This window comes from Comamonas terrae, assembly GCF_001544075.1.
Classification (GTDB): Bacteria; Pseudomonadota; Gammaproteobacteria; order Burkholderiales; family Burkholderiaceae_C; genus Comamonas; species Comamonas terrae.
Genome location: NZ_BCNT01000003.1, coordinates 157574 through 171972 on the forward strand (window position 1 = coordinate 157574; position 14399 = coordinate 171972).

The 14399-nt window shown below is 64.7% G+C and carries 14 protein-coding genes; 4 read left to right on the forward strand and 10 right to left on the reverse strand.

Annotated elements, in window-relative coordinates:
• Positions 1-318: 318 nt before the first annotated feature.
• The 4 genes from Cte04_RS04095 to Cte04_RS04110 all read right to left on the reverse strand — a co-directional run bounded on the left by Cte04_RS04095 (position 319) and on the right by Cte04_RS04110 (position 6129).
• A complete protein-coding gene (locus Cte04_RS04095) occupies positions 319-1770 on the reverse strand; it encodes a coniferyl aldehyde dehydrogenase (RefSeq protein ID WP_066472463.1) in 1452 nt (483 codons plus the stop codon).
• Between the two features lie 178 nt (positions 1771-1948).
• Positions 1949-2317: a hypothetical protein gene (locus tag Cte04_RS04100; RefSeq protein ID WP_066472465.1), complete on the reverse strand. Its 369-nt coding sequence runs from the start codon at positions 2315-2317 to the stop codon at positions 1949-1951.
• A gap of 105 nt (positions 2318-2422) precedes the next feature.
• Positions 2423-5035, reverse strand: a complete 2613-nt coding sequence (gene clpB, locus Cte04_RS04105; RefSeq protein WP_066472467.1) for an ATP-dependent chaperone ClpB — start codon at positions 5033-5035, stop codon at positions 2423-2425.
• Positions 5036-5205: 170 nt separating this feature from the next.
• On the reverse strand, positions 5206-6129 hold the full coding sequence (locus Cte04_RS04110) for a helix-turn-helix domain-containing protein (RefSeq protein ID WP_066473924.1): 924 nt from the start codon (positions 6127-6129) through the stop codon (positions 5206-5208).
• A 161-nt stretch (positions 6130-6290) separates the two neighbouring features.
• Here Cte04_RS04110 and Cte04_RS04115 point away from each other — a divergent pair, with 161 nt between their 5' ends.
• The gene (locus Cte04_RS04115) at positions 6291-7184 is read left to right on the forward strand and encodes a DMT family transporter (RefSeq protein WP_066472469.1); all 894 of its coding nucleotides are present in this window, start codon (positions 6291-6293) and stop codon (positions 7182-7184) included.
• Positions 7185-7272: 88 nt separating this feature from the next.
• On the opposite strand, the gene Cte04_RS04120 is transcribed toward Cte04_RS04115, so the two are convergent.
• Positions 7273-7731, reverse strand: a complete 459-nt coding sequence (locus Cte04_RS04120; RefSeq protein WP_066473926.1) for a molybdenum cofactor biosynthesis protein MoaE — start codon at positions 7729-7731, stop codon at positions 7273-7275.
• A 53-nt stretch (positions 7732-7784) separates the two neighbouring features.
• On the opposite strand from Cte04_RS04120, the gene Cte04_RS04125 reads away from it, so the two are divergent.
• Positions 7785-8039 (forward strand): hypothetical protein, encoded by a 255-nt coding sequence (locus Cte04_RS04125; protein ID WP_066472471.1) that lies wholly within the window; start codon positions 7785-7787, stop codon positions 8037-8039.
• An 11-nt stretch (positions 8040-8050) separates the two neighbouring features.
• Entirely contained in the window at positions 8051-8374 is a 324-nt protein-coding gene (locus Cte04_RS04130) for a hypothetical protein (protein ID WP_066472474.1), read from the forward strand.
• 102 nt (positions 8375-8476) lie between these two features.
• Here the strand turns inward: Cte04_RS04130 and Cte04_RS04135 are convergent, their stop codons facing one another.
• Both Cte04_RS04135 and Cte04_RS04140 read right to left on the reverse strand, forming a co-directional pair.
• On the reverse strand, positions 8477-8827 hold the full coding sequence (locus Cte04_RS04135) for a recombinase family protein (protein ID WP_066472478.1): 351 nt from the start codon (positions 8825-8827) through the stop codon (positions 8477-8479).
• Positions 8824-10248, reverse strand: a complete 1425-nt coding sequence (locus Cte04_RS04140) for a short-chain fatty acid transporter (protein WP_066473928.1) — start codon at positions 10246-10248, stop codon at positions 8824-8826. The genes Cte04_RS04135 and Cte04_RS04140 overlap by 4 nt, the downstream gene beginning before the upstream one ends.
• A gap of 458 nt (positions 10249-10706) precedes the next feature.
• Between Cte04_RS04140 and Cte04_RS04145 the strand changes: the two genes are divergently transcribed.
• Positions 10707-11927: a hypothetical protein gene (locus Cte04_RS04145; protein WP_217997566.1), complete on the forward strand. Its 1221-nt coding sequence runs from the start codon at positions 10707-10709 to the stop codon at positions 11925-11927.
• A 335-nt stretch (positions 11928-12262) separates the two neighbouring features.
• Here the strand turns inward: Cte04_RS04145 and moaD are convergent, their stop codons facing one another.
• Genes moaD through mobB form a run of 3 tightly spaced genes read right to left on the reverse strand, consistent with a single transcriptional unit; the run spans position 12263 to position 14341 of the window.
• The gene (gene moaD / locus Cte04_RS04150) at positions 12263-12529 is read right to left on the reverse strand and encodes a molybdopterin converting factor subunit 1 (RefSeq protein ID WP_066472481.1); all 267 of its coding nucleotides are present in this window, start codon (positions 12527-12529) and stop codon (positions 12263-12265) included.
• Positions 12526-13773 carry a molybdopterin molybdotransferase MoeA gene (locus Cte04_RS04155; protein ID WP_066472483.1) on the reverse strand — a complete coding sequence of 416 codons (1248 nt, stop codon included), beginning with the start codon at positions 13771-13773 and terminating at the stop codon, positions 12526-12528. The genes moaD and Cte04_RS04155 overlap by 4 nt, the downstream gene beginning before the upstream one ends.
• A gap of 4 nt (positions 13774-13777) precedes the next feature.
• Positions 13778-14341, reverse strand: a complete 564-nt coding sequence (gene mobB / locus Cte04_RS04160) for a molybdopterin-guanine dinucleotide biosynthesis protein B (RefSeq protein ID WP_066472485.1) — start codon at positions 14339-14341, stop codon at positions 13778-13780.
• Positions 14342-14399: the final 58 nt, after the last annotated feature.

Consider the following 14399-nt stretch of genomic DNA (forward strand, 5'->3'; position numbering starts at 1 on the left):
AAAAAACGAAACGAAATCATGTGAGAATGTAGAGGGCGCAATTGTCTACAAATTCCGTTTCTTGGCACACAGGCTGCGGGTTAGCCATGCGCGCAAGTACGGCTGTGCGCAATTTCTTGCCCTGCGGTTTTGGATGTGCTATGCGCTCCCCAAAGCAGAGCAGCTGGCACGCATGCAGCAATGGTTTCCACGCCATTTGCATACAAATGTCAAATCCCGGCGAATATCCCTAGCCCTGGAGGGTGCCGCAAAAGAAAAGCCTTGACGCGTGGCGCCAAGGCAACCCCTGTTTCCGACCTCCGGGCGTGTGCCCCGGACTCAGAGCCAGCGCCGGATCCACTCCATCATCCGGTCGAACCGCGCGCCGTAGGGCGGATACATCAGCGACGTGGCCGACCAGCGCGACTGCACGAACACGGCCTTTTGGTGGGTGAAGCGCAGAAAGCCTTGCTCCGCGTGGTAGGCCCCCCACCCGCTTTCGCCCACGCCGCCGAAGGGCAGGTTCTCGTGCGCCACGTGCAGCAGCGTGTCGTTCACGCAGACGCCGCCGCTGACCGTACGCGAGAGCACGGCATCGCGCACGCGCTCGTCCTGACCGAACCAGTACAGCGCCAGGGGCCGGGGGCTGGCGTTGATGGCCTTGATCACATCGTCCATGCGCTCATAGGAGATCACGGGCAGGATGGGGCCGAAGATCTCCTCCTGCATGAGCTGCATTTCGCCCGTGGCGCCGAACACCAGTGCCGGCGCCATCTGGCGCTCCACCGAGTCGCCCCAGGCCATGGCCTGGGTTTCGGCGCCTTCGTCCGGCTGCGCCGCCGCGCCCTCCTGCATCCAGTGCACCTGCGCGCCCAGTCCCTGGGCCTGGCGCAGCATCTGCTTGAGCCGCGCCAGGTGGCGCTTGGTGAGGATGGAGGTGTAGTCCGGATTGCCCGAGATGCGCGGATACAGCTTGCGCACGGCCTCCATGAAGGCCTCGGCAAACTCCGCCTCGCGCCCGCGCGGCAGCAGGACGAAGTCGGGGGCGATGCAGGTCTGGCCGGCATTGACCAGCTTGCCGTGGGCGATCTTGAGCGCCACCTCCCTCAGATTGCAGTCGGCCGCCACGATGCAAGGGGATTTGCCGCCCAGCTCCAGCGTGGTCGGCGTCAGGTGCGCCGCTGCCGCCTGCGCCACGCGCCGTCCCACGGACGTGGAGCCCGTGAACAGCAGGTGGTCGAACTGCAGGCCCGAGAACTGCGTGGCCACGCCCACGTCGCCCTCGATCACGCAGAACTCCTCGGGCGCGAAGAACTGGGAAACCAGGGAGGCCAGCTGCGACGAGGTATGGGGCGTCAGCTCGCTGGGCTTGAGCATGACGCGGTTGCCCGCCGCCAGCGCGGTGATCGCAGGCGCCAGAGCCAGCTGCACCGGGTAGTTCCACGGCGAGATGATGCCCACCACGCCCAGCGGCTGGCGCTCGATCCAGGCCTTGCCCGGCTGCAGCATCAGCGGCGTGCGCACGCGCTGGCGCCCGGACCAGCGCGCCAGGTTGCGCAGCGTGTGCTTGAGCTGCTGGCGCAGCAGCAGCAGGTCCAGCAGCTCGGTCACGCGCGCCGAGCGCATGCCGAAGTCGGCCTGCACGGCCGCGGCCAGGGCCGGGCCGTTCTCGTCCAGCATCTTTTGCAATCGCAGCAGGCGCTCGCGCCGCACCAGCAAGGGAACATCCACCTGCGCACGGCTGGCCTGGTATTGAAGGTCGAAGATGCGATGCAAGTCCATGGAGCTCAAGCTTGTCGTTGTGATTGCGGCAGCGGGAAGGCGCAAGATGTCGCCGTACGGCTGGAGGGGCTATACCTTAACGCCAGAAAAAACAGGGCCTGGCGCTTATGGCGCAGGCCCTTGTTACGGTTTGCGTGATGCACGCCCGCAGCCCCCGCAAGGGCGGCAGGCCGCATGTCCGTCGGCGTCAGGACTCGTGCACCTCGCGGGGCTGCACGTCGGTCACGTCGCCGGCACCTGGCAGGATGCCGCGGCGCGTGCGCGCTTCGCGCTCGGCACGGCCGGACGCCGCATCCGCAGCACCGGACGACTGCGCCATCCACTCGGCGCCCGAACGGTAGACCGTCTGCCAGCCCGCGAACGGGCTCATCGGCCCCATGCGCACGCCCCAGGGCGAAACGGGCTGGCCCGTGAGCTTGGCCCACAGCGCCCGCACGGCCCACAGCAGCGCAAACGCGCTGGCCACGGCCAGCAGGCAGACAAAGAACACCAGACCCACCAGCATCAGCATGATGCGGATGGCCCAGCGGGTAGCGGTGGTGGCGAAATCGTTCAAAACATACCTTTCACGGCCTGTGCCGGACGGGGGGCGCAATGCCCGCCCTGGCGATGCACCGCCGGTGCATCGCCGCCGGCACAGGCTCTATCGGAAGTCCGATCCTCAGGCAGAGCCTGCGGATTCGAACCGGAAGACCCCGGGATGGTTCACCGGGTCCGCTTGTACCCAGATGGTACTCTTGGGCGGGAATTTCCCTTCAAGCAACAGTTTGGACAGCGGGTTTTCTATGCGCTGCTGGATCGCCCGCTTGAGGGGACGGGCACCGAACACCGGATCGAAACCCACCTTGGCCAGCTCGGCCAGCGCCTGGTCGGGCACCTGCAGCGACAGCTCCATCTTCTCGAGCCGGTGCTCGAGCAGCTTGAGCTGGATCCGCGCAATCGCCTCGATGTTCCGGGCATCCAGCGCGTGGAAGACCACGGTTTCGTCGATACGGTTGAGGAATTCGGGTCGGAAATGGTTTTTTAGTTCCCCCCAGACCGCTTCCTTCACCTCTTCCGCATCCTGGCCCACCATGGCCTGTATCAAATGCGAACCGATGTTGCTGGTCATCACGATCACGGTGTTCTTGAAATCCACCGTGCGGCCCTGGCCATCGGTCAGGCGGCCGTCGTCCAGCACCTGCAGCAGCACGTTGAACACGTCCGGGTGGGCTTTCTCCACCTCGTCCAGCAGCAGCACGCTATAGGGCTTGCGGCGCACGGCCTCCGTCAGGTAGCCGCCCTCCTCGTAGCCCACATAGCCCGGGGGCGCGCCGATGAGGCGGGCCACCGAATGCTTTTCCATGAACTCGCTCATGTCGATGCGCACCAGGTGGTCTTCGCTGTCGAAGAGGAAGCCCGCCAGCGCCTTGCACAGCTCGGTCTTGCCCACGCCCGTGGGGCCCAGGAACAGGAAGGAGCCCGTGGGCCGGTTGGGATCGGCCAGGCCCGAGCGCGAACGGCGGATGGCGTTGGCCACGGCGCTGATGGCCTCGTCCTGGCCCACCACGCGCTCGTGCAGCTTGTCCTCCATGTGCAGCAGCTTGTCCTTTTCGCCCTGCATCATCTTGGCCACGGGAATGCCGGTCGCGCGGCTGACCACCTCGGCAATTTCCTCGGCGCCCACCTGGGTGCGCAGCAGCCGGTTGGCCGTGACGCCGCCCTGGCCCTCTTCCTTGGCCTGGGCTTCATGCAGCTGCTTTTCCAGTCCGGGCAGCTTGCCGTACTGCAGTTCGGCCACGCGGTTGAAATCGCCCTTGCGCTTGTATTCGTCGATCTGGAAGCGGATCTGGTCGATCTCCTTGCGGATCTGCTCGGAGCCCTGGGCGCTGGCCTTCTCGGCCTTCCAGATCTCCTCGAGGTCGGCGTACTCGCGCTCCAGGCTCTGCAGCTCCACGTCGATCAGCGCCAGGCGCTTTTGCGAAGCCTCGTCCTTTTCCTTCTTCATGGCCTCGCGCTCGATCTTGAGCTGGATCATGCGGCGCTCGAGCCTGTCCATCTCCTCGGGCTTGGAGTCGATCTCGATCTTGATCTTGGCCGCGGCCTCGTCGATCAGGTCGATGGCCTTGTCGGGCAGGAAGCGGTCGGTGATGTAGCGGTGCGACAGCTCGGCCGCGGCCACGATGGCCGGGTCGGTGATGTCCACGCCGTGGTGGGCTTCGTACTTGACCTGCAGGCCGCGCAGGATGGCGATGGTGTCCTCCACCGAGGGCTCGTCCACGATCACCTTCTGGAAGCGGCGCTCCAGCGCCGCATCCTTTTCGATGTACTTGCGGTATTCGTCCAGCGTGGTGGCGCCGATGCAGTGCAGCTCGCCGCGCGCCAGGGCGGGTTTCAGCATGTTGCCCGCATCCATGGCGCCGTCGGCCTTGCCGGCGCCGACCATGGTGTGGATCTCGTCGATAAAGAGGATGATGCGGCCTTCTTCCTGCGCCACTTCCTTGAGCACGGACTTGAGGCGCTCCTCGAAGTCGCCGCGGTACTTGGCGCCGGCCAGCAGGCCCGCCATGTCCAGCGACAGCACGCGCTTGTTCTGCAGGCTCTCGGGCACTTCGCCGGCCACGATGCGCTGCGCCAGGCCTTCGACGATGGCCGTCTTGCCCACGCCGGGCTCGCCGATCAGCACGGGGTTGTTCTTGCTGCGGCGCTGCAGCACCTGGATGGCGCGGCGGATCTCGTCGTCGCGGCCGATCACGGGGTCGAGCTTGCCGCTGCGGGCCCGCTCGGTCAGGTCCAGCGTGTACTTCTTGAGCGCCTCGCGCTGGCCTTCGGCTTCGGGGCTGTCCATGCGCTGGCCGCCGCGCACGGCGTCGATCGCGGCCTCCAGGCTGGAGCGGCTCACGCCGCTTTGCTTGAGCAGCACGCCGGCGCGCGTGGCCGAGCCCGCGGCATCGGCCAGCGCCAGCAGGAACAGCTCGCTGGCAATGAACTGGTCGCCGCGCTTGAGGGCTTCCTTCTCGGTAGCCTGCAGCAGGCGGGCCAGCTCGGACCCCACCTGCACATCGCCCTGCTGCTGCACGCGCGGCAGGTCCTTCAGGGCTTTTTCGGCCTCGAACTGCAGCTGCTGCACATTGCAGCCCGCACGCTGCAGCAGCGAGCGCGGGCCTTCATCCTGGCGCAGCATGGCAACCAGCAGGTGCAGGGGGTCGATGGTGGATTGGTCGGCACCGAGCGCGAGGGACTGCGCATCGGACAGGGCTTCCTGGAATTTGGTGGTCAGTTTGTCAATTCGCATGGTGTAAGGCTTTCACTCCGTATCAGAGTCACTGAGATTCATCTGATAGCCGAAAGGGGATTTTCAAGACACGGCGATGCCGCCAGGCCGCACAAAAACCCTGCGTGCCTCCACCGTTTGAGCCAGGTCAAACAGCGCGGCACGGCGCCAGCCATGCGCAAACATCGCGTTCAAGCATCACGCCGGCGCTGCGCGAATTGCGTAGGAGTAAGCCCAAAATGCTGGCGAAAGCTGCGCAGCAGGTGGCTCGGGCTGGAAAAGCCCGATTGCCGCGCCACCTGTGCCAGGGTGGGCTGGCGCACGCCGGCCTGCAGCAACTGACGGGCCCGCTGCAGCCGGCGCTGCAGCACCCATTCGTGGACGGTGCAGCCCATGCTGCGGTGGAACATGCGGGCAAAGTGGTATTCCGACAGGCTGGCCACCTGCGCCAGCGCCGCCAGGCTCAGTGCCTTGCTGTCGGCCAGATGGGTCTCCACGTATTCCAGCACCCGGCGCCGCGCGGGCGAGGACAGGCCGCCCAGCGGCTTTTCCAGGGCCCTGCGCCGCTGCGGCGTGGCCGCCTGCAGCACCAGCCGGTCCAGCACCTGCTGGCTCAGGGCATCGGCCTGCAGCAGGCCTTCGTCGCTGCCCCAGTCCAGCCGGGAAAGCGCCTGTGCCCATTGGTAATAGCAGGCGTCCTCGGCATAGATCCGCGGCGCCAGCGTATGGCTGCGCGGTTCGGCATCGAGCAGGCGCACCACGCGGTCGGCCCAGGCGATGTCCGAAACATATAGGTGCAGGAACTGCACGGGCTCCCGCACCAGCCAGTACGACTCATGTTCGGACGGAAAGACGCAAAAGCGCCCTGCGGCGCCCCGGGCATCGTCGCGTCCCTTGAGCTGCGAGCCCTGGCCGCCGGCCAGATAGACCGACAGCGTGTGGTGGCCCTGGCGGCTGTAGTGCACCTCGTCGTCGCGGTTGGCCCAGACGGCCAGCTCCAGCGCCTGGCCCAGCATGGCGCTGCGCTGCAGCTGCGCGCGCGACTGCCCCAGCACGCGGCGCAGATGCTGCGTGTTCCGGGGCGGATTCTGGTCGGAGGCGGCCGGCAAAGTCATGCCGCGCATTGTGGCCCCTGGCGCCACGGTGCGGCCCGCCTGCGCTGCCGCCACGGCACAAAAGCGCAGGAATATGCAATGCCCCCGCGCCTGCCAGCCGCATCATGCAAGGCAGTTTTTTTTTTTGATACGGCGGGACCTGTGCCTGCCTCCTGTTTGCCATGACGATGCCCTTGTATGCCCTGGTCGTCCTGATCTGGGGTTCGACCTGGATTGCCCTGAAGATGCAGCTGGGCGCAGTGCCCGTGGAGCTGTCCATTGCCTACCGCTTCGGCCTGGCGGCCCTGGTGCTGTTTGCCTGGCTGCTGCTGACGCGCCAGTGGCGCGTGCCGCGCGGTGCGGCCGTGCCCCGCGTGCTGGGCCAGGGGCTGTGCCTGTTCAGCCTGAACTTCGTCTGCTTCATGCATGCCAGCGAGACCCTGGCCAGCGGCCTGGCCGCCGTGGTGTTCTCCAGCGCCAGCATCTGGAATGCGCTGCTGGCGCGCCTCCTTTACGGGCGCCGGCTGGCGCCCCATGTGCTGGCCGGCAGCGTGCTGGGCCTGGCAGGCCTGGCCGTGCTGTTCTGGCCCGAGCTGCAGCAGGGTGGGCAGGCAAGCTGGCAGGGGCTGGCCTGGGCGCTGGGCGGCACACTGTGCTTTTCCTGCGGCAACATGCTCTCGGCCTCGCTGCAGGCCCTGGGCTACCGGCCGCTGCACACCAATGCCTGGGGCATGCTGGCCGGCACGCTGCTGCTGGCCGGCTATGCGCTGGCGGCCGGGCTGCCCTGGACTTTCGATGCCAGCTGGCGCTATGCGGGCGCACTGGTCTATCTGGCCGTTCCGGGCTCGGTGATCGCCTTTACTGCCTATCTCACGCTGGTGGGGCGGCTGGGGCCCGAGAAGGCCGCCTATGCCACGGTGCTGTTTCCCATCGTGGCGCTCAATATTTCGGCCGTGGCCGAAGGCTACCAGTGGACGCCGCCGGGCGTGCTGGGCCTGCTGCTGGCGATGGCCGGCAATGTGCTGGTGTTCAGGCCGCCGCGCTGGCTGCAGACGGCTGGTTTGCAAAAAGCATAGCTGTCCTCGCGCACCGATATTTGGCTTCCAACAGCTTCATATCCGAAGCCCAATGAATAACAGCGCTGCCAGCTATCAATTCATAGAGTTACTTCCAGCGCGCCAGCGCGTGTTCGTCGCTCACGCGCGCATCGACCCAGCGCGCGCCCTGTTCCGTCTGCTCCTTTTTCCAGAACGGCGCCAGGGACTTGAGGTAGTCCATGATGTATTCGCAGGCCTCGAATGATTTGCCGCGGTGCGCGCTGGTCACGGCCACGAGCACGATCTGGTCCATGGGCTGCAGCAGGCCGATGCGGTGGATGACGCGCGCGCCGTAGATGCCGAAGCGCTGCACGGCTTCGTCGATGATGGCCTCGATGGATTTTTCGGTCATGCCCGGGTAGTGCTCCAGCTCCATGCTGGAGACGGCATCGCCCTCGTTGCGGTCGCGCACCGTGCCCACGAAGCTGCAGACGGCGCCCACGCGCGCATCGCCCGCGCGCAAGGCGGCAATCTCGGCCGAGAGGTCGAAGTCCTGGGTCTGGATGGAAACACGCGAGGCAGTCATGCCCGCATTGTCGCAGGCCTGCATGGACACATGGGCCGCATTAGCATTGCGCCATGGCCACACAAACCATCAATTTGCCGGAGTACACGCTGTACCCCTCGCCGCGCAACGAGCACCGGATGATTTTCGAATTCCAGCTCTTTGTGCCCTACCCTTATGAGCTGATCCACCTGCCCGACTACAACTTCAAGGGCAGGGCCACGCTGTTCGCCGCGCACCGCAAGCATGACAACAAGTCGGGCCAGCTCATCACCTGCGAGCTGGCCGAGGACCTGGCTCGCTTCGAGCGCCTGTTCGAGCCCAGCTGAGGAGCCGCGCGATGGACGACACCAGCCAGATCCAGCCCCCGCCCAGCTTTGCCGAGCTGTTCCGCACCCGCAGCGGCAAGCTTTCGGCCCCCATCGGCGAGGTGGTGGCCCGCTACGAGCTGTGCGAAGACCTGGCCTGCCATCTCGTAGAGCAGGCTCAGACCCTGTACCACTCGGGCAACTCCTCCGAGGAGCAGGTGCTGCTGGGCATGCATGCCGGCCTGGCCGCCGAAGGCTCGGTGGTCAGCCCGCCCGAGGCCGGCTGGATCGTGCAGCGCCTGGCCGAGCTGCTGGAGTGGCGTGCGCCGCAATTGCCAACCATCGACCCGGAATAAGATTCAAATCAGCCTCAAACGCTTACTCATAAAGCGCAAGCAGCTATAAAAACAAAAGCCGTGCAGTTTCCACCGCACGGCTTTTTTCATGGGAGAGGCAGATCAGGCCTCTCCCGCCTGCGCAGCCTTCCAACCCGCGTAGCGGTCCAGCATGCGCTGCACCTGCCCGTGCGTCCATTCGCCGCCCTTGGCCGCCGCAATGCCGCGTGCGTTGAGTTCGGCCGCCATGGCGCGATGGGTCAGGCCCTGGGCCTGCAGCTCGGCAAACAAGGCCTCGTGCTGCTTGGCAAAGGCGTCGGCCGCCGATTTGCGCCTTTCCACCGTGGCGCGGATATTGGCCGCGCCGGCCGTTCCGAGCCTGACGCCGCGCGCGCGGGCTTCGGACAGGGCCTGGCGCGTGCGCGCGCTGATCTCGGCATTGACGGCGTGGGTGGAGGTTTTCTTTTCGCTCATGGCATGACGGGCGGGATATAGCTCAGGGTCTGGCCCAGGAACCATAGCAGGAACAGCACCAGCGGGATATGCACCAGCAGCTGCACAAAGCTGAAGCCGACCAGATCGCGCGCCTTCAAGCCCAGCACACCCAGCAGCGGCAGCATGTAGAAGGGGTTGATCAGATTGGGCAGCGCCTCGGCCGCGTTGTAGATCTGCACGGCCCAGCCCAGGTGGTAGTGCAGGTCGTTGGCCACCTGCATCACATAGGGCGCCTCGATGATCCACTTGCCGCCGCCCGAGGGCAGGAAAAAGCCCAGCACGGCCGAGTACACGCCCATGAGCAGCGCATAGGTGTCGTGCGACGCCACCTGCGTGAAAAAGGTGGAGATGTGGTGGGCGATGGTGGCCCCGTCCGCGCCCTTGACCTCGGTCATGATGGCCGCGATGGCGCCGTACAGCGGGAACTGGATCAGCACGCCCGTGGTGGTGGGCACCGCGCGCGAGACCGCGTCGAGGAAGCTGCGCGGGCGCCAGTGCAGCAGCGCGCCCACCATCAGAAAGATCAGGTTGTAGGTATTCAGCCCCGAGATCGCCTGGATGAAGGGCTTGCTGCGGAACTCCTCCACCATCCAGCCCGCGGCCAGCAGCACCAGGAAGATGATGAGCAGCGGGCTGTATTCCAGCCACTCGCCAGGGCGCGTGGGCCGGGCCACGGAATGCACTTCCACGGCAGTGTCCACCTCGCAGCTGGCCGCGTCGCGCGCATTGCGGTCGCTGGGCGCGGTGACATAGGCCACGACGATGGAGGCGACCATGAGCACGGCCAGCATGGCCCCCGACTGCCACATGAAGATGGTCTGCGTGAACGGAATCACGCCGGTGATGTTCAGAATGCCCGCGGGCAGGCTGGCCGGGTTGGCCTGCAGCTGCGCGGCCGAGGACGAGATGCCCAGCGCCCACACGGCGCCCAGGCCCAGATAGGCGGCGGCGCCCGCGGCGCGGTAGTCCATCTTCAGGTCGGTGCGGCGCGCCAGCGCCTTGACCAGCAGCCCGCCGAAGACCAAGCTCAGGCCCCAGTTGAGCAGCGAAGCCGTCATGGACACAAAAGCCACCCAGGCCACGGCCGTGCGTCCGTTGCCCGGCACGCGCGCCAGCGCCTCGATCAGCCGGGACGCCGGCCTGGAACTGGCCACCACATAGCCGCCGATCACCACGAAAGCCATCTGCATGGTGAAGGGAATCAGGCTCCAGAAGCCCTTGCCGAAGGCCTTGCTGGTCTCCTGCGCCGGCACGCCGATCGCAAAGGCCGCCAGCACCACGATGAAGATGCCGACCACGGCGAACACCCAGGAATCGGGGAACCACTTTTCCGCCCAGCTCGCACAGCGCATGGCAAAGCGCGCCGAGCGGGTCTCCTCCATATTGACGTGAGTTGTCATGAGTTCAACGCTTTCTTGCTTAAAGAAGCGCTGCATTCTCTGCAACGAAAGTCGCCACCGCGACAAAAATACCCATGGGTTAACCCTGGTAGGTAGTCCCACGGTCGGGATGGAGCTTTCTTGTGTGCTGGGTGCTGGCGGGAAGAGGCCTGACGATAGACGATCTGGGCGGTACGGCGCCCAGGTCATAGAGAGTGTTGCCTTGGAAACGTGTCTCTGCTGCGATTGGACAGAGTTGGCTTGATGGCGGCATTCGACCCTCAACTGTCATTCAGCTAAAACTCGCAAAGCTGTCACCGGATTGGGAACGATCAATGGAATGGCCCAACTTCGTGTGCAAGCTATAGTGTTTCAAACGAATACACTCGCTGGACCGATCCAGTAACCATGCGGTGTGCAACAAGGGAGGGCTGAGGGCTTGATGGCTGAATTTGGTACTGTATTTTTATGCAGTGAACATGTCACCAAACGAAGCTGCAAGCCCCTTGCAGTATTTTCTGCATACCAATTTAGAAAACAAGCGCCAGATATGGTCCGCGGCTGTGAGGCCTCATTCAGCGCAAAGCAGTATTCGGCAGATGAACACATTGCAATCTGACCTTCGTATAGACGCTGAATGGATAGCACTCAGCGCTTTTCGCGAGCTTCTGAAGATTTCGACCAAAGGCAGCATGTCGAAGTCTACTTACGCGGAAGCGTTTGATTTCGGCGCAGCCCTCTACCCAGCACTCCTAGGTAGTGAATCAAGCATTCTTCGTCAGGCGAATGAATCAAACACCGCACGTGAATACCGGCAACGGGCAAGATTGAAGAGCGAAGCAGTCGGCAGTCTGATTCACCCTCTTAGCTTGCTTGACGCCGATATTTCAGAACTCCAGCAACTACTTGATTTAGCCAAAAGGTCCAAAGAGAAAGGACGAGTCGATCAATTGAAAAATCGGCTCAAGACGCTCCGCCGAGCGAGAGACGAGATTGCCCCTCAGGGTCACACCGAAACTCAACTAATTGCGCGGGATACAAGCGCGTTTCCGGCAGGGCTCCCAACACTCGGAAATGGTAAGGGTTATAAAGCCTTCGAGCTTCCCGATGGCAACGCACTTCGCGTGCATGTCTTTCATCCCGACAAACCTGAACACGTGTCTGGAGCGGACGTTCTATACGAGCGACATGATCCATTAACCGATAGCGCCACACTAGTGTTTGTGCAGTACAAAATTTGGGAGAAGCAGAGTCTCAGTCTAAATGATCCTCGCATGCAGGCACAGCTGATGAAACTCAAGTCCGTAGTCTGTGACGGCGGCCTGTGCTCCATCGACAGTGTGAACACTCCTTACCGATTTCCCCACTGCGCTGCATTCTTGCGACCCACTGACAAACTTCAGAATCCGGACCAAAAGTTGATCAGCAGCGGCGAGCATCTTCCGATCTGCCGAATTGAAGAGTGCACAAAGACGAATCGCTTTAATACACCCGTGCTTGATTTTGAAGGAATTCGCCGAACGTCCTTGTCGGGAACTGCATTCGAATACATGTTCACCTACAACAAGGTCGGATCGCGACCTGTTCCGTACGAAGAACTGGAGCAGCTATATCAACGCCTCAGCATAATGGCAGAGCCTGGCAATCTGCTTGTTCACGCACAGGAGTTCGAACTTGCGTTCGATGACGATGATGCCTAACTCGGTGGTCAAGCTGAAACAATAGGCTGAGCCTGTTGACTCCCTTTGCTTCGCTGTGACGCAGCTTACTGCGAGCGTTGAGAGTCTGCTTTCACGGTCCATCATTGGCTGCTTTTGGCCGATTCCAGCCCATCACCATACCTAGCCACAAACCGATCACGCCTGCATTCCAGGTGGCATAAAACCGAAACGCCCGTCATCTCTGGAATAAAAAAAGCGCTCACCAGGAGCGCTTTTTTTATTGGCAGGTAGAACCGCAGTGCTGTCGGCAATTCACTGCCCTGCCGGCCCCTGCAGATCCGAGGCGGTAGCAGGCGCGTTGCAGACACGCGGTTTCACCCCCCCGTCACCGGCGGGAAAAACGCCACTTCGTCGCCGCTGCGGATTTCGGCATCGCCATCGCACATGGCCTGGTTCAGCGCCATGCGTACGGCCTTGCCGTGGGTGAGCGCGGCAGCGGCGGCGCCGCTCTGGGCCATCAGTTCCTCGCGCAGCGCGCCCACGGTGGCGGCCGCAGTCTGCAGCGTGGCGCTGCCCGTGCCCATGGCTTCGCGGATGGAGGCGAAATAGCGCACGGTGATCGTCTTCAAATTCGTCGTCATGCCATCAGCTCCGCAAAAGGAATGAAGCGCACGGTATCGCCCTCGGCGATCGTGGTGCCGGCCGGGTTGTCCACCACGCCGTCGCCCCAGGCAGCCGAGGTCAGCACGCCCGAACTCTGGTTGCCAAACAGTTCCAGCCCGCCCCGCTCGTTGTAGCGCACGCGCAGGAATTCGCGGCGGCGGTCGGCCTTGGGCAGGGCGAAGTCGGCGCGCGCGGGCATGCCGCGCGGCAGCACGTTGTCCACGCCCTGCAGGCGCAGCAGGAAGGGCCGCACCAGCACCTGGAAGGTCACGAAGCTGGAGACCGGATTGCCCGGCAGGCCGATGAAGTGGGCAAAGCCCGCGCCCTCCTCGCTGCGGTTGACGCGGCCGTAGGCAAAGGGCTTGCCGGGCTTGATGTCGATCTGCCACAGGTCAAGCTGGCCTAGCTGCTGCACGGCGGGCTTGATATGGTCTTCCTCGCCCACCGAGACGCCGCCGCTGGTGACGATCAGGTCATGGCCGGCGGCCGCCCGGGCCAGGGCGTCGATGGTGGCCTGGCGGTCGTCGGGGACGATGCCCAGGTCCGTCACCTCGCAGCCCATGCGCAGCAGCAGCGCGCGCAGGAAGAAGCGGTTGCTGTTGTAGATGCTGCCGGGCTTCATGTCCTGCGGGGCCACGGTACCGGGCATGACCAGTTCGTCGCCCGTGGAAAACAGGGCCACGCGCGGCTTGCGCGCCACCTGCAGGCGGGCAAATCCCATGCTGGCGGCCAGGCCCAGGTGGGCGGGCGTGAGGCGCGTGCCGGCGGCAATCACCGTCGCGCCCAGGGTGATGTCCTCGCCGGCGCGGCGAATCCACTGGCCGGCCTGGGGCAGGGCCTTGATGCGCACGCGGCCGTCTTCCAGCACTTCGCAGTCTTCCTGCATGACCACGGCGTCGGCGCCGGCGGGCACGGGCGCGCCCGTGAAGATGCGGGCCACCGAGGCCGGGGCCAGGGGCGCGGGCGAGGTGCCGGCCGGAATGCGCTGGGAAACGGGCAAGGGCAGATCGGCTTCCCAATCGGCCGCGCGCAGGGCATAGCCGTCCATGGCCGAGTTGTCCTGGGGCGGCACCTGCAGCGGCGAGACGGCGTCCTGCAGCAGCACGCGGCCGTCGGCATCGAAGGTGTCCACCAGCTCCACGTCGGGCCGGGCCTGGGCATGCGCCAGCAGCTCCTGCAGGGCCTGGTCCAGGGGTTTGAGCGGTTTTCTCTGAACTTGCATTCGCTTATTTCTCCAAAACTTGCGGGCGCTGCGCATACGCCAGCTGTTCGCCCTGCTCCAGCAGCCATTGCAGCACCTGCGCGGGCCGGTTCAGGTCCAGCACGGGCTGGCGCGGCGGCACGGGCAGGGCCTGGGGCGCATCGGTGGCCACGGCCAGCACGCGCGCGTCGTGCGGGTACAGGGGCCCGGTGCCCTTGCCCTGCTCCACGCGGTCGGGCTGTTCGCGCCAGACCTCGATCTTGGGCACGTCGCCATGCTTGAAGCCTTCGACCAGCACCCAGTCGACGCGGGGATCGAGCTCGGCCAGCATGTCGTGCACCGACAGCTCCATGGGTTGCTCGAACTCGCGCATCAGCGCCAGCCGGCGGTCCGATGCCAGCAGCACCTCGTACGCACCCGCTTCGCGGTGGCGCCAGCTGTCCTTGCCTTCGCGGTCCACGTCGAAGCGGTGGTGGGCATGCTTGACCACGGATACCCTGAGGCCGCGCTCGCGCATCAGCGCTACCACGGCTTCGACCAGCGTGGTCTTGCCCGAGCCCGAATATCCGGCAAAGCCGATGACCTTCATGCCGACCTCGCTTTGGCCGGCGCCTGCATGGCAATGGTTGGCGACATGAACCCTCTTT

Bases quoted from the DNA above. Each gene is read 5' to 3' on its own strand.
- Cte04_RS04155 (WP_066472483.1), bottom strand. From the start codon at position 13,773: ATGCAAGTTCAGAGAAAACCGCTCAAACCCCTGGACCAGGCCCTGCAG.
- Cte04_RS04120 (WP_066473926.1), bottom strand. From the start codon at position 7,731: ATGACTGCCTCGCGTGTTTCCATCCAGACCCAGGACTTCGACCTCTCG.
- Cte04_RS04110 (WP_066473924.1), bottom strand. From the start codon at position 6,129: ATGACTTTGCCGGCCGCCTCCGACCAGAATCCGCCCCGGAACACGCAG.
- Cte04_RS04145 (WP_217997566.1), top strand. From the start codon at position 10,707: ATGTCACCAAACGAAGCTGCAAGCCCCTTGCAGTATTTTCTGCATACC.
- Cte04_RS04115 (WP_066472469.1), top strand. From the start codon at position 6,291: ATGACGATGCCCTTGTATGCCCTGGTCGTCCTGATCTGGGGTTCGACC.
- Cte04_RS04135 (WP_066472478.1), bottom strand. From the start codon at position 8,827: ATGAGCGAAAAGAAAACCTCCACCCACGCCGTCAATGCCGAGATCAGC.
- Cte04_RS04125 (WP_066472471.1), top strand. From the start codon at position 7,785: ATGGCCACACAAACCATCAATTTGCCGGAGTACACGCTGTACCCCTCG.
- Cte04_RS04130 (WP_066472474.1), top strand. From the start codon at position 8,051: ATGGACGACACCAGCCAGATCCAGCCCCCGCCCAGCTTTGCCGAGCTG.
- clpB (WP_066472467.1), bottom strand. From the start codon at position 5,035: ATGCGAATTGACAAACTGACCACCAAATTCCAGGAAGCCCTGTCCGAT.
- mobB (WP_066472485.1), bottom strand. From the start codon at position 14,341: ATGAAGGTCATCGGCTTTGCCGGATATTCGGGCTCGGGCAAGACCACG.
- Cte04_RS04140 (WP_066473928.1), bottom strand. From the start codon at position 10,248: ATGACAACTCACGTCAATATGGAGGAGACCCGCTCGGCGCGCTTTGCC.
- moaD (WP_066472481.1), bottom strand. From the start codon at position 12,529: ATGACGACGAATTTGAAGACGATCACCGTGCGCTATTTCGCCTCCATC.